A 14,347-nucleotide genomic window follows, 5' to 3' on the forward strand; every position below is an offset into this window, starting at 1 on the left:
CGAGTGCGGGTTGGTGCGGTGCGGTGTCGTGTGGTGGACTGCGGCCTGCTCAGTCGAACGTGATCAGCTGGCGGAGTTCTCCGCCGCCGGCGAGCGCGTCCATGGCGGCGTCGAGCTCGTCGAGCCGGATGTGCGAGGAGACGAGTCGCTCGAGCGGCAGCCGCCCGCTGCGCCAGAGTTCGACGTAGAGCGGAATGTCGCGGCTCGGCACGGCAGAGCCGAGGTAGCTGCCGATGATCGTGCGGGCCTGCGCCGTGAGCAGCAACGGAGAGACGCTCGCCCTCGCGTCGGGTGCGGGCAGTCCGACCGTCACGGTCGTGCCGCCCGGCTCGGTGAGGGCCAGCGCCGTTTCGAACGCGCGCGGCGACCCCGCGGCTTCAATGACGAGCGGGGCGCGGGCATCGGCGGCCTCCGCGGCATCCGCAGGGCTGAAGGCAGCGGATGCCCCGAGCTCGCGTGCGACCTCGAGCTTCGCGGGCAGGGTGTCGACGCCGACGACCTCGTGCCCGAGAGCGACGGCGACGAGCAGCGCGGCCATGCCGACGCCACCGAGGCCCACGACCGTGATGCGTGAGCCGGGATGCGGCCGCCCGGCGTTGATCACGGCGCCGCCGCCCGTGAGCACCGCGCACCCGAGCAGGGCGGCGATCTCGGCAGGCACGTCGTCATCGACCGGCACGAGCGAGGTGCGGCTCACGACGGCGTGGGTGGCGAAGGCGCTCACGCCGAGGTGGTGATGCACGGGCTCGGCGCCGGTGCCGGTGCCGTTGCCGGTGCTGTTGCCGTCGCGGTGCAATCGGATGCCGCCGCCGACGAGGGTTCCGGCGTTGTTCGCCGCGCTGCCGATGCGGCAGGGCAAGCGCCCGTCGGTGCGGCACTCGGGGCAGTCGCCGCATCGGGGGAGGAACGTGAGCACGACCCTGGTGTCGACCGCGAGGTCGTCGACGCCTGCGCCGAGGGCCTCCACACGTCCCGCGGCCTCGTGACCGAGGAGCATCGGGGTCGGGCGCACCCGGTTGCCGTCGACGACGCTGAGGTCGGAGTGGCAGACGCCCGCGGCCTCGATGCGCACGAGCACCTCGCCCGCGCCGGGCGGGTCGAGCTCGAGGGGCCCGACGGTGAACGGGTGCGACGCCGCGAACGGCGCCGCGGCCCCCGACTCTTCGAGCACTGCTCCGGTGATGTGCATCAGACCTCCTCGTCCTGCCCACGTTGGCGCGTGACAAGCATACCGACTGCGCGGTATGCTGCCGAATCGCATCCATTCTTCACTCGATCGACTTTGGAGTCTCAATGACGAGCACCATGCCGACCACGATCCCGACCGACGGATTCGTCGATGACCGCTTCGCGGGACTTCGCGCCGAATTCGAGCGACAGCTGGCCTCCGGCGAGGAACTCGGGGCCTCGCTCGCGGTCATCCTCGACGGCGAACCCGTGGTCGACCTCTGGGGCGGCTGGGCCGACCCCGATCGCACCACGCCGTGGCAGCGCGACACCATCACGAACGTCTGGTCGATCTCGAAGACGGTGACGGCCCTCGCCGTGCTCGTCCTCGTCGATCGGGGCCTCATCGACGTCGACGAGCCGGTTGCGCGGTATTGGCCCGAGTTCGCGGCGGCCGGCAAGCAGGGCGTGCTCGTGCGACATGTGCTCATGCACACATCCGGTGTTCCGGCCTGGGCGGAGCCCGTTGCCGCGCCAGACATTCTCGATGTGGAACGCTCCGCCGCCCGCCTCGCGGAACAGGCCCCGTGGTGGCCGCCCGGAACCGTGTCGGGATACCACCTGCTGGACTACGGGCACCTCCTCGGCGAGCTCGTGCGACGGGTGACCGGCCGCTCTCTCGGCGAGTTCGTGGCCGAAGAGCTCGCCGGTCCGCTCGGCGCCGACTTCTGGTTGGGGCTCCCCGAGAGTGAAGACCAGCGGGTCAGCAACGTCGTGCCGCCGTCGGTCCGTTCCGACCTCTCCGCCATCCCGCCGGAGTCGGTCGCCTACCGCACGCTCACCGGGCCGGCGCTCGGCGCGGAGCTCACCTGGACCCGCGCGTGGCGGGCCGCCGGCCTCGGTGGTGCCGGCGGCCATGGCAACGCTCGCTCCGTCGCGCAGCTCAGCCAGATCGTGTCGGGCGGGGGTGTGTCAGGCGGCGCCCGATTCCTGTCGCCGCCGACGATCGAGCGCATCTTCAGCGAGCACACCGACAACGTCGACCTCGTGCTCGGGCTGCCACTGCGTTTCGGTCTCGGGTATGCGGTCTCGAACCCGGCGAGCACCCCGCACATCCCCGAAGGACGTGTCGGATTCTGGGGCGGGTGGGGCGGCTCCATCGTCATCGCCGATGCCGACCGGAATCTGACCTTCGCCTACGTCATGAACAAGATGTCGCCTGGCATCATCGGGTCCCCTCGCTCCGACGCCTACACGGCCGCCGTCTACCGCGCCCTCGAATGACGAACGAGCGGATGCCCCGAATCCGGGACATCCGCTCGTTCACCTGGTCGAACTGTGGGGCAGCCGCGCCTACAGTTCGAGCTCGGCCTCTGCCGCTTCCTCGATGACCTCCTCGAGCGGGCGAGGTGGCGGCTGCGTCGTGTCGCCGGCCTGCAACTCGCCGAGCTCGGCGTCGAGATCGGTCGCCGCCTGCTCGAACTGCGAGTTGTAGAGGCGGTAGTACGCGCCCTTCGCCGCGATGAGCTCTTCGTGCGTGCCCTTCTCGACGATGTCACCGTGCTCCATCACGAGGATGAGGTCGGCGTCGCGGATCGTCGAGAGACGGTGCGCGATCACGAACGAGGTGCGGCCTTCGCGAAGGGCCGCCATCGCGTGCTGCACGAGCAGTTCGGTGCGGGTGTCCACCGACGAGGTGGCCTCGTCGAGAATCAGCACCGACGGCCGCGCCACGAACGCGCGAGCGATCGTGATGAGCTGCTTCTCGCCGGCGGAGACGTTCGACGCATCCTCGTCGAGCACGGTGTCGTAGCCGTCGGGCAGCGAGTGCACGAAGCGGTCGACGTAGGTCGCACGGGCGGCATCGAGGATCTCCTCGTCGGTCGCCGACTGGCGTCCGTATCGGATGTTCTCGAAAATGGTGCCCGCGAACAGCCACGGGTCCTGCAGCACCATGCCGGTGCGGGCACGCACATCGTGCCGGGTCAGCTCGGCGATGTCTTGACCGTCGAGCAGGATGCGCCCGCCGTCGAGTTCGTAGAACCGCATGATGAGGTTGACGAGCGTCGTCTTGCCGGCGCCGGTCGGGCCGACGATCGCGACCGTCTGCCCGGGCTCGACCCGGAACGACAGGTCGCGGATGAGCGGCCGCTCGGGCGTGTAGGCGAACGACACGTTCTCGAACTCGATGGTGCCGTCGCCGTCGACCGGGGCCGGCGCATCGGCCGCGTCGGGCTCCTGCTCTTCAGCGTCGAGCAGTTCGAAGACGCGCTCGGCCGAGGCGGTACCCGACTGCACGACCGCCGCCATGCCGCCGAGCTGCGAGAGCGGCTGAGTGAACTGCTGCGAGTACTGGATGAACGCCTGCACGTCACCAAGACGCAGCTGCCCGCTTGCGACCATGAGGCCGCCGAGCACGGCGATGCCGACGTAGGTGAGGTTTCCGATGAACATCATGCCGGGCATGATGATGCCCGAGAGGAACTGCGCCTTGAACGCGGCGTCGTAGAGCTCCTCGTTCTCGGCTCGGAACTTCTCACTCGCGTCGCGTTCGCGGCCGAACACCTTGACGAGCGCGTGCCCCGAGAACGACTCCTCGACGCGAGCGTTCAGGCGGCCGACCTTCTTCCACTGCACCCCGAACGCGGCCTGCGACTTCGGCCCGATGACGCCGAAGATGACGGCCATGAGGGGCAGCGAGATGAGGGTCACGAGAGCGAGCTGCCACGAGATCGAGAACATCATGACGAGCACGCCGATCACGGTGAGCACGCTCGTGAGCGCGCTCGAGAGCGACTGCTGCATCGTCTGCGTGATGTTGTCGATGTCGTTCGTGACCCGCGAGATGAGCTCACCGCGCTGCGTCTTGTCGAAGTAGCTGAGCGGCAGCCGGTGCACCTTGGCCTCGACGTCTTCGCGCAGACGCCACATCGCGCGCACCATGATGACGTTGATGACGTACCCCTGCACCCACGAGAGCACGGCGGCGACGAGGTACAGCGCGAGCACGAGGATCACGATCTGGCTGAGCGCGACGAAGTCGATGCCTTCGCCCGGCGTCAAGGTCGCCGCGCTGACGATGTTGGCGAGATCCGTCTGGCCCGAGGACCGAAGCTGCTCGACGACCTGCTCCTGGCTGACGCCCGCCGGCAACTGCAGCGAGATGAAGCCATCGAAGATGATGTTCGTCGCCTCGCCGAGCAGCTTCGGTGCGATGACCGTGAGCACGACGCCGAGCGCGCCGAGCAGCGAGACGAAGGCGAACGACCACTTCCACGGGGCCAGCAGCCCCAGCAGGCGGCGGAAGCTCGCGCCGAAGTTCGCGGCCTTGCCGGGCGCAAGGCTGTCCCAGTCGCCCGAGTTCAGGCGTGCCTGCTCGGCGAGCTCGAACTCGATGCGCTCCTCTTCGGTCATCTCTTTCGGCTCGGCGGTGCGAGCGGCGCCGCGGGCGCCGCCCTTGCCGGCCCCACGGCCCGCCCCGCGTCCACGGCGGGGCTGCTGGTCATTGGTGTCGGTGCTCATGCCTGTGCCTCCACTCCGAGCTGCGATTCGACGATTTGACGGTAGGTCTCGCACGTTTCGAGGAGTTCGTCGTGCGTGCCGATGCCGACCATGCCACCGTCGTCGAGCACGATGATGCGGTCGGCGTCGGTGATCGTCGACACGCGCTGCGCGACGACGATCTTCGTCACCTCTGGCAGCTCCCGCCAGAGCGCTTGCCGCAATCTCGCATCGGTCGTGAGGTCGAGTGCCGAGAACGAGTCGTCGAAGACGAGGATGTCGGGGATGTGCACGATCGCCCGCGCGATCGCGAGCCGCTGGCGCTGCCCGCCCGAGACGTTCGTGCCGCCCTGCGCGATGCGGGCGTTCAGGCCGCCCTCCATCTCGGCGACGAAGTCGCGACCCTGCGCGATCTCGAGGGCCTTCCAGAGCTCTTCGTCGGTGGCCTCTTCACGACCGAATCGCAAGTTGGATGCGACGGTGCCGGCGAACAGGAAGGGACGCTGCGGCACGAGGCCGATCGTCGTCCACAGCCGGTCGAGGTCGGCCTCGCGCACGTCGACGCCGTTGACGAGCACCGAGCCCCCGGTCGCGTCGAAGAGCCGCGGGATGAGCGAGACGAGCGTCGTCTTGCCCGCACCGGTCGAGCCGACGATCGCCACGGTCTCACCCCGATCGGCGCGGAACGAAATGCCTTCGAGCACGGGGTGCTGAGCGCCCGGGTAGGCGAACTCGACATCGCGGTACTCCACCGAGCCCGTCTCGGGGAACTGCGTCACCGGCACGGCGGGCCGAGTGAGGGTCGATTCGCTCGCAAGCACCTCGCCGATGCGCTCGCCCGACACCGCGGCGCGCGGAATCATGATCGTCGTGAAGGCGGCCATGAGCACGCCGCCGAGGATGATGCCGACGTACTGCATGAACGCGAAGAGCGTGCCGATCTGCACGTTTCCCGCATCGACCTCGATCGCGCCGAACCAGATCACGCCGATGACGGTGATGTTGAGCACGAGCATGAAGAACGGGAACAGCGTGATGAAGAGCGTGCCCACACGACGGCCGACGATCATGATCTCGGTGTTCGCTCCGCGGAAGCGCTCTTCTTCGATGTTCTCGCGCACGAACGCCCGCACGACGCGGATGCCGGTGAGCTGCTCGCGCAGCACCCGGTTCACTGCATCGAGCTTGGTCTGGAAGCTGCGGAACAGCGGCACCATGCGGCTGATCACGAAGACGGCGACAGCGACGATCACGAGCACCGCGCTCCAGATCAGCCAGCTGAGGCCGAGGTCTTGACGCAGTGCCATGATGATGCCGCCGATCGCGAGCAGCGGCGCGCTCACGAGCATCGTCGCGCCGGTCATGGCGAGCATCTGCACCTGCTGCACATCGTTCGTGTTGCGGGTGATGAGGGAGCCGGGGCCGAACTGCGACACTTCGCGCTCGGAGAACGCACTGACCTTGTCGAACACGTCGTTGCGGATGTCGCGACCGAGGCGCATCGCAGCCTTCGCCGCGAAGTAGGTGGCGACGATCGCCGCGATGATCTGTGCGAGCGAGATCGCGAGCATGAAGGTGCCGGTCGACCAGATGTACGCGGTATCGCCTGTCGAGACACCCTTGTCGATGATGTCGGCGTTCAGGCTCGGCAGGTAGAGGCTCGCCAAGGCGGAGATGAACTGGAACACCAGCACACCGAGGAGCAGCCATTTGTAGGGTTTGAGGTAGCGGACGAGGATTTTTCCGAGCATTGCGTCTCCATCGCGAGGAGTCAGTGAACCGAGCGGACACCGCCTGCCGCGGCGCGTTCGTGCGCGCACAGCACCAGCCAGGGCACCCATGCCCCTCGCTCGATCTGCAGGATCGCACCCCCGTACGACATTGCAGCGTTTTAGCCTCACATGGCGCGTGACGAGACGCAAGCGCCATCGGCGATCTGTCGCCCGCGTTCACCGAGGGCGAAATCCGTGGCGACCAGCGCTTCGACCAGCGCTTCGAACGGCGCTTCGACGCACGGCCGCCGAACGGCGAGAATGGGCGGCGGAGGTCTTGATGATCAACACGCACGAGGTCGAGAACCAGGTGCCGCCGCGCGAAGCTGTCGACGAGTACGCCGCCGACCGGCCGCTCGTCGATTCGGTCGCGCGATGGGGTCGCGACGGAGCCGCGGCCGTATTGCACGACGTGGGCGCGCTCGTCGGCTCGCCCGCGTTCCAGCGAGATGCGGAGCGCGCGAACACGCACCCGCCGGTGCTGCAGACGCACGACCGTTGGGGTCGGCGCATCGACGAGGTCGAGTACGACGACGCGTATCACCGGGTGGTCGCGGCGGCCGTGGGTGCGGGCGCGCACACGAGTGCTGCGGCGGATCCCGGGCCGGGCGCGAACGTCGACCGGGCGGCGGCGTTCTTCCTCTTCGCGCAGGTCGAGCCCGGCCATGCCTGCCCGGTGTCGATGACGCATGCGGCGGTTCCGACACTCGAGCTCGCGGCATCCGGCCTTCGCGACGAGTGGATGCCGCGGCTGCTGAGCCGCTCGTACGACCCGGCCCTCGGCGGCGCAGGTGCGCCGGCGAAGACCTCGGCGCTCGTGGGCATGGCGATGACCGAGAAGCAGGGCGGATCCGACGTGCGCGCGAACACGACTCGGGCCGAGCGGCGCGGCGGCGGTGGCGCGGATGGCGCGGGCGCGAGCTGGGGCGGCGAGTACGGCCTGACCGGCCACAAGTGGTTCTGCAGCGCGCCGATGAGCGATGCGTTCTTCGTGCTCGCGCAGGCGCCGCACGGGCTGAGCTGCTTCTTCGTGCCGCGGGTGCTGCCCGATGCATCGCGGAACGTGTTCCGCATCGAGCGGTTGAAGGACAAGCTCGGCAACCGTTCGAACGCGTCGGCCGAGATCGAGCTCGATGAAACGACCGGATGGCTCGTCGGGGAAGAGGGTCGCGGCATCGCGACGATCGTGCAGATGGTGACGCGCACCCGGCTCGATTGCGTGATCGGTTCGGCGGCCGGAATGCGCCAGTCGGTCGCCGAGGCGGCCTGGCATGTGCGGCATCGCACGGCGTTCGGGTCGCTGCTCGTCGACCAGCCCGCGATGGCGTCGGTCGTCGCCGACCTCGCGCTCGAGTCGGAAGCGGCCACGCTCACGTCGATGCGGCTCGCGCGAGCATATGACGACGACGCGACGGCGCCTGATTCGAGCGGCGGTGCGGAGCAGGCGTTCCGTCGCCTGGCGACCGCGGTCTCGAAGTACTGGATCTGCAAGCGCGGTCCTGGCCATGCCGCCGAAGCGCTCGAGTGCCTCGGCGGCAACGGATACACCGAGGCGTTCCCGCTCGCACGTCGCTATCGCGAGCAGCCGTTGCTCGCGATCTGGGAGGGCTCGGGCAACGTCATCGCGCTCGACGTGCTGCGCGTGCTCGCGCGCGAACCCGAGGCGTTCGAGGCGTTCTTCGCCGAGGTCGGGTCGGCGGCGGGCGAGTCGCCGGCGTTCGATGCTGCGCTCGCCGGGGTGCACACGCTCGTGCGCGAGCTTGCCATGACGGATGTCGCGACTGCCGCGGCTCGTGCGCGTGAACTGACCGAGCGGCTCGCGTTGGTGCTGCAGGCGTCGCTCATGCTGCGGTACGCGCCGGGTTCGGTCGCCGACGCGTTCGTTCGTGCTCGCCTCGGCGGCGAGGGCGGCGGGCAGTACGGGGTGCTGCCGCGCGGGGTCGATGTGGCGGCGCTCCTCGCGCGCGCCTGAGCGCGGCTGAGCGCGGCTGACGGAGCGGCGCGTGCGTCCGAGTGCGGCGGCGTGCGTGTGTGCGTGTGCGTGTGACTGTGGATAACCCGGCGAGCAGACGGTCGGCTCGCCTAGGGTATTCGCCATGCGCCTCTCCCGAACTCGACCGCCACGCCGGCGAAGCGCACTTCCCGCGCTCGCCGCGGTCGGGGTGATCGCGTTCCTCTTGAGCGGGTGCACCGGCGACCCGGCACCGACGCCGACCGCGTCACCGGATGCCGCCGAGCCGATCTTCGCCTCCGACGAGGAGGCCCTCGCCGCCGCCGTCGAGGCGTACACGGCATTCGAGTCGACTTCTCAAGTCATCACTACCGACGGCGGATCAGAGCCGGAGCGGATCGAGGTCATCGTTACGCCCGCCTATGCGACCGAGCTTTTGGACGAGTTCGCTCAGTATCGGGAACTGGGACTCGTGTCAGTTGGCTCCACGACTCTCGACTCGTTCAAACTGGCCGAGCATGCACAAGACGATCTCGGCACGAGCGTCACGTTGTATGTCTGTCGTGATGTATCCGGCGTACGGGTCATCGACGCGACCGGTGTTGATGTCACGCCTGCTGACCGTCAGGATCGTACGGCTCTCGTCGCATCTCTGCGAGCCGATGGCGAAAGCGACGAGCTGCTTGTTGATGGAGTTGAGCTGTGGCCGGGCGACGACTTCTGTTAGCGGTTGGCATCACGGTTGGTGCTCTGGCAGCGGTGACTCTTGGCGTCAGCTCTGCCAGCGCCTGTAGCCCGGCGGTGGGATTGATCGGTTGCCCAGCTAATGTGTCGGGTTCGACGGGTGAGGAGCACGTGGATCTCGCGGGCATCGTCAACGACTCGCGGCCTTCGACACCTCCAGGCGCTGAACCGGTCCATCCTGACGACGTTGTGGTAGGCGACGTGGATCCGATCTTCCACGAGTCTGAGCCGGCACCGCCGCCGCCGGAGAACTGCAGTCCACTGAACGTGGAGATCTGCGCGGTACCACCGGCGGCGACACCAGAGCCAGAGCCGGCCGCTCCCACCCCGGGCGTCACGGTCACGCTGCGTGATATCGCGTCGTTCGTGCCGGCGAAGCCGGGCAACGGCATGGAACCGGGGGGCTGGGCGGTCGAAGACCTTCCGGCGAACTTCGTCGCCGGAGCATCCGTGCAGATCGTGCCCGGCACCCTACTCGGCCAGCCCGCCGATGTGCGCTTCACACCGGTCGGATACCGGTGGTCCCACAGCGACGGCGGCACCGTCGAGAACGCCGCACCGGGTGCGACATGGGCACAACTCGGTCAACGCGAGTTCACCCAGACCGGCACGAGTCACGTCTTCGCCGAGTCCGGCGAGTACACCGTCGCCCTCGACGTCGTGCTGCGCGCCGAATACCGGTTCGCCGGATCCGGTTGGCAGACCATCTCCGGCACCCTGACCGCCACCGGAGACCCCCAACGCGTCCTCGTCGGCCGATTCGACACCGTCCTGACCCAAGGCGACTGCAACACCAACCCTGCCGGCCCCGGCTGCTGAGCCCGGCACGAAGCCGCTCAGCGCCAGAGGAACGGCGGATGCCCCGCCGGCACCTCGCCTCGAGCCACGAGTCGTGCCAGCTGCACGGCGCCGTCGAGCGGTCCGCCGACTGCCGGCACGAGGGAGGCGTCCGGCGCGAGACGGGCGAATTCCGCCTCGAACGCCGAGATGAATGCCCCGCCCGCGGCGAACACGCCACCGGTGCCGGCGGCGAGCCGCGGTTCGGCCAGCGCGGGGTCGAGTGCGGCGGCGAGGGTGCCGGCGACGAGCGCACCGGCATCCGACATGATGCGGGTCGACGCTGCGTCGCCGACCGAGGCGAGGCCGGCGACATCCGCTGCGAAGCCCGCGAGCACCGAGCCGCGGTCGTCGCGCGTGTAGAGCTGCGCGGGCCAACCCGGCGCCGGACCGAAGCGCGACTCGGCCGCGGAGAGGAGCGCCGCGGCATCCGTCATCACACCGTCATGGGTCTGGATCGCCGCCTTCAGGCCCTCGATGCCGATCCACGCGCCCGAACCGCGGTCGTCGTACAGGTGGCCCCAGCCGCCGACCCGCCGCCACACCTCGTGCAGGTCGGTGCCGATCGCGATCGCGCCGGTGCCCACGGCGACGACCGCGCCCGGGCGGCCGCCGAGCGCACCGAGATGGGCGGTCAACGCATCGATGGCGAGTGCGATCTGCGCTCCGCCGGTGGCATCGCGCAACGCTGCGACCGATGTGGCGGGCGAAGCGACGAGGGAGGCGAGACCGGTGGCACCGATTCCGACCGCGGTGATCGAGGCATCCGGCCACTCTTCGCGAGCCCGCTCGATGAGCGAACCGGCGACTGCGAGCGCCGTGCTGCCACTCGGCGTGATCGCGACCGGCGGCCCCTCGAGCAGGCGTCGTTCGGCGCCGGCAGCACTGCCGATTGCACCGCTGGAACCGGCACCGGTGGTGGCCGCCGCCGGCTCGAGCGCAGCCCTGCTCCCGGTGCCGCCGATGTCGACACCGAGGACCCATTCCGAACGTTCGGAAGTTTCTTGCAAACCGGCCACCATTCCCGAATACTACTTCCAGAGTGAGTTCTGTTTCAGGTTCATCGTCCGTTTCATATTCCCGGTCGGCGCGCGAGTGCCACCAACGTTTCAACGAGGAGACACCCCTATGAACAAGCGCTTCCTCCCGGTCGCGGCACTCGGCATCACCGCCATGCTCGCGCTGGCAGCCTGCTCGAGCGGCGAGACGCCCGCCGCCGACGACGGCCCGATCGACGCGAAGGGCGAGACCCTCACCGTCTGGATCATGGAGGGCACGAACCCCGACTCCGAGCCCTTCTTCGAGAAGGTCGGCGAGGCATTCACCGAAGAGACCGGTGCGACCCTCGAGGTCGAGTACGTGCAGTGGGCCGATGCCCACGACCGCTTCGTCACGTCGATCGCGGGCGGCACCACCCCCGACGTCGCCGAGACCGGCACCACGTGGACCGCTGAGTTCGCCGACGCCGGCGCGCTCGCCCCGCTCACCGAATTCGTCGCCGCCGAAGACGGCCTGCAAGACGACCTCGTCGATGGCCTCGAGGTCGCCGGCACCTACGACGGCGACCTCTACGGCATGCCGTGGTACGCCGGCGTGCGCTCGATCGTCTATCGCGCCGACATCTTCGACGAGCTCGGCCTCGAGGCGCCGACCAGCTGGGACGAGATCGTCTCGGCCGGCGAGGCCATCAAGGCGGCTCACCCCGAGATGCTCGCATTCGCGGTTCCCGGCAACGCCGAGTTCGGTGTGTACCCGTGGGTCTGGGGCGCCGGCGGCGAGGTCTCCGAGCTCGACGGCGACGAGTGGACCTCGGGCCTTGCGAGCAAGGAGTCCCAGGAGGGCATCCAGTTCTACACCGACCTCGCACTGAAGCACGGCTTCTCCTCGGCCGGCGCGACCACGTGGAAGGAGACCGACGCGCGCGACGCCTTCACGCAGGGCAGCGTCGCCATGATGCTCTCCGGCTCGTGGACCCCGAAGGCGCTCGTCGAGAAGGCTCCCGACCTCGAAGGCAAGATCGCGGCAGCGGTCATCCCCGGTCAGGAAGACGGCATCTCGCCGTCGGTGCTCGGCGGCTCGCACCTGTCGGTCTTCAACACCTCGAAGAACCAGGAACTCGCATACGCCTTCGTCGAGCTCATGACCACGGGCGAGTTCGCCGCCGAGTGGGCCGACTCGACCGGATACTTCCCGGGCCTCGAGTCGCTCATGGACGACGCGCTCGCCTCGACCGACCCGCTCGTGCAGCCCTTCGCCCAGCAGATGGTCGAGGGCGGCGCATCCGTGCCCGTCACCCCGACCTTCGGTGCGGTGCAGGCCAAGCAGACGACGAACACCATGATGCAGGCCATCCTCAGCGGTCAGAAGACCGTCGAGCAGGCGACGGAGGATGCCGCTGCCGAGATGGACACCATCATGAACGGCAACTGAGGCGACCGGAACAACCGAGGCACCTGTTTTGTCGAACCTCGCACCAACGCTGTCGGTCACGGGTGAGGGCGCTCCGGCGTCCGCATCCGTGGCCGGCGGCCACGGTGGCCGCGACCCCCGCGGCCGCCGCTTCCTGACCTGGGCGAAAGCCCGTCCGTGGGTGCTCCTCGCGCCCGCGCTCATCATCCTCGGCGGCCTCATGCTGTGGCCGCTCATCCGCGTCGTGCTCTTCTCGCTGCAGGACTACGGCCTGCGCGAGATCGTCAGCGGCAAGTCCAACTTCATCGGCCTCGACAACTACGTCGAGGCGTTCACCAATCCGACCCTCTGGTCGGTCGTGCTGCCGAACACGCTGGGCTTCGCCGTGGCATCCGTCGCAGGTACCGTCATCGTCGGCACGCTCGTCGCCCTGCTGCTCGCCTCGCTCGGCACCTTGTGGCGCACCGTCGTCGCGAGCGCCATCATGATCGCCTGGGCGATGCCCGCGGTCACCGGCACCTACGTGTGGGTCTGGATCTTCGACGCCGATAAGGGCGTCGTCAACTCGACGCTCATGGCGCTGGGCCTCATGGACGAGCCGTACAACTGGTTCACGAACCAGTGGTCGTTCTACGGCATCGTGCTCTTGAACGTCATCCACCACGGCTTCCCGTTCGTGGCGATCACGATTCTCGCGGGCCTGCTCGGCGTGCCGAAAGAGATGCTCGAGGCCGCCGAGATGGACGGCGCCGGCGCGTGGCGACGGTTCTGGAAGATCATCTTCCCGACGCTGAAGCCCGTCTTCTCGGTCGTCATCATCCTGTCGACCATCTGGGACTTCAAGGTGTTCGCGCAGGTCTACCTGATGCCGGGCGGTGCGGGCTCGAACCGCTCGGTGCTCAACCTCGGCGTCTGGTCGTACGTCGAGTCGTTCGGGCAGAACCGCTACGGCTTCGGCGCGGCGCTCGCGGTGCTGCTCACGATCGTGCTGCTGGCCATCACGGTCGTCTACATCCGCACACTCTTCAAGGAGGAACAGCTGTGAGACGGCGTTCCCCCGCACGCAACATCGGCAAGATCATCGCCGTCGTCGCGTTGCTGCTCTTCACCCTCTTCCCGGTGTACTGGATGGTCTCGAGCGCGTTCGACGCGCAGGCGTCGAGCGGCGGCCAGTCGCTCGTGCCCAAGGAGTTCACGTGGGACAACTTCACCTACGTGCTGAGCGAGGGCGGCTTCGACGTCTTCCTCCGCAACTCGGCGCTCGTGGCGGTCGTCACCGTGCTCGCGAGTGCGATCGTGGCACTGCTCGCCTCGGTCGCGGTCGCCCGGTTCAAGTTCAAGTTCCGCACGGCAATGCTGCTCATGATCCTCGTCGTGCAGATGGTGCCGCTCGAAGCACTCGTGATCCCGCTGTTCGTGCAGGTGCGCGACCTCGGCCTGCTGAACACGCTGCTCGGCCTGATGGTCGTCTACGTGGCGCTCTCGCTGCCGTTCGGCATCTGGATGCTGCGCGGCTTCGTCGCCGCCGTGCCGGTCGAGCTCGAGGAGGCCGCCTACATCGACGGCGCGAGCTGGTGGCGCATGTTCCGTTCGGTCATGCTGCCGCTCGTGATGCCTGGCCTCGTCGCAACGAGCGTCTTCTCCTTCATCACGGCGTGGAACGAGTTCATCTTCGCGATGACCCTGCTCGGCGGGGCGACGGAGAACTACACGGTCGCGATCGGCCTGAAGTCGTTCTTCGGCCTGCACTCCAACGAATGGGGCTACATCATGGCCGCATCGACGCTCATCACCCTGCCGGTCATGATCTTCTTCATCATCGTGCAGCGTCGCCTCTCGTCGGGCCTCGTCGCCGGCGCCGTCAAGGGGTAGGCGTGGGCGCGCCTCCTCGACCCGCCACGGCGACCAGAACGCCCGCCACGGCGACCAGAACGCCCGCCACGGTGACCAGAAGCCCCGCCACGGT

11 protein-coding genes are annotated in these 14,347 nt (G+C 68.6%); 7 read left to right on the plus strand and 4 right to left on the minus strand.

Translation table 11 applies throughout. The features are described 5' to 3' along the window. Nucleotides 1-49: 49 nt before the first annotated feature. Complete coding sequence (locus AC1C2R_RS11860) at nt 50-1,189, minus strand: zinc-binding dehydrogenase (RefSeq protein ID WP_495380061.1); 1,140 nt, start codon at nt 1,187-1,189, stop codon at nt 50-52. Nucleotides 1,190-1,293: 104 nt separating this feature from the next. Between AC1C2R_RS11860 and AC1C2R_RS11865 the strand changes: the two genes are divergently transcribed. Further along, a complete protein-coding gene (locus AC1C2R_RS11865; protein ID WP_495380062.1) occupies nt 1,294-2,451 on the plus strand; it encodes a serine hydrolase domain-containing protein in 1,158 nt (385 codons plus the stop codon). A 69-nt stretch (nt 2,452-2,520) separates the two neighbouring features. Here the strand turns inward: AC1C2R_RS11865 and AC1C2R_RS11870 are convergent, their stop codons facing one another. Beyond that, nucleotides 2,521-4,581 (minus strand): ABC transporter ATP-binding protein, encoded by a 2,061-nt coding sequence (locus AC1C2R_RS11870; protein WP_495353243.1) that lies wholly within the window; start codon nt 4,579-4,581, stop codon nt 2,521-2,523. A 104-nt stretch (nt 4,582-4,685) separates the two neighbouring features. Continuing rightward, the gene (locus AC1C2R_RS11875; protein WP_495352694.1) at nt 4,686-6,419 is read right to left on the minus strand and encodes an ABC transporter ATP-binding protein; all 1,734 of its coding nucleotides are present in this window, start codon (nt 6,417-6,419) and stop codon (nt 4,686-4,688) included. A 301-nt stretch (nt 6,420-6,720) separates the two neighbouring features. Here AC1C2R_RS11875 and AC1C2R_RS11880 point away from each other — a divergent pair, with 301 nt between their 5' ends. From AC1C2R_RS11880 to AC1C2R_RS11890, 3 genes are all read left to right on the plus strand, one after another. Then, nucleotides 6,721-8,412 carry an acyl-CoA dehydrogenase family protein gene (locus tag AC1C2R_RS11880; protein ID WP_495380063.1) on the plus strand — a complete coding sequence of 564 codons (1,692 nt, stop codon included), beginning with the start codon at nt 6,721-6,723 and terminating at the stop codon, nt 8,410-8,412. 124 nt (nt 8,413-8,536) lie between these two features. Then, nucleotides 8,537-9,118: a hypothetical protein gene (locus AC1C2R_RS11885; RefSeq protein WP_495380064.1), complete on the plus strand. Its 582-nt coding sequence runs from the start codon at nt 8,537-8,539 to the stop codon at nt 9,116-9,118. A 284-nt stretch (nt 9,119-9,402) separates the two neighbouring features. Further along, nucleotides 9,403-9,954 carry a PKD domain-containing protein gene (locus tag AC1C2R_RS11890; RefSeq protein WP_495380065.1) on the plus strand — a complete coding sequence of 184 codons (552 nt, stop codon included), beginning with the start codon at nt 9,403-9,405 and terminating at the stop codon, nt 9,952-9,954. Nucleotides 9,955-9,971: 17 nt separating this feature from the next. Here the strand turns inward: AC1C2R_RS11890 and AC1C2R_RS11895 are convergent, their stop codons facing one another. Then, entirely contained in the window at nt 9,972-10,994 is a 1,023-nt protein-coding gene (locus tag AC1C2R_RS11895; protein ID WP_495380066.1) for an N-acetylglucosamine kinase, read from the minus strand. Between the two features lie 106 nt (nt 10,995-11,100). Here AC1C2R_RS11895 and AC1C2R_RS11900 point away from each other — a divergent pair, with 106 nt between their 5' ends. Genes AC1C2R_RS11900 through AC1C2R_RS11910 form a run of 3 tightly spaced genes read left to right on the plus strand, consistent with a single transcriptional unit; the run spans nt 11,101 to nt 14,253 of the window. Beyond that, nucleotides 11,101-12,402 carry a sugar ABC transporter substrate-binding protein gene (locus AC1C2R_RS11900; protein WP_495380067.1) on the plus strand — a complete coding sequence of 434 codons (1,302 nt, stop codon included), beginning with the start codon at nt 11,101-11,103 and terminating at the stop codon, nt 12,400-12,402. A gap of 28 nt (nt 12,403-12,430) precedes the next feature. Continuing rightward, entirely contained in the window at nt 12,431-13,426 is a 996-nt protein-coding gene (locus AC1C2R_RS11905) for a carbohydrate ABC transporter permease (RefSeq protein ID WP_495352700.1), read from the plus strand. Further along, complete coding sequence (locus AC1C2R_RS11910) at nt 13,423-14,253, plus strand: carbohydrate ABC transporter permease (RefSeq protein WP_495352701.1); 831 nt, start codon at nt 13,423-13,425, stop codon at nt 14,251-14,253. Before AC1C2R_RS11905 ends, AC1C2R_RS11910 begins: the two co-directional genes overlap by 4 nt. Nucleotides 14,254-14,347 lie beyond the last annotated feature (94 nt).

It is taken from the genome of Agromyces sp. Y182 (assembly GCF_059445385.1).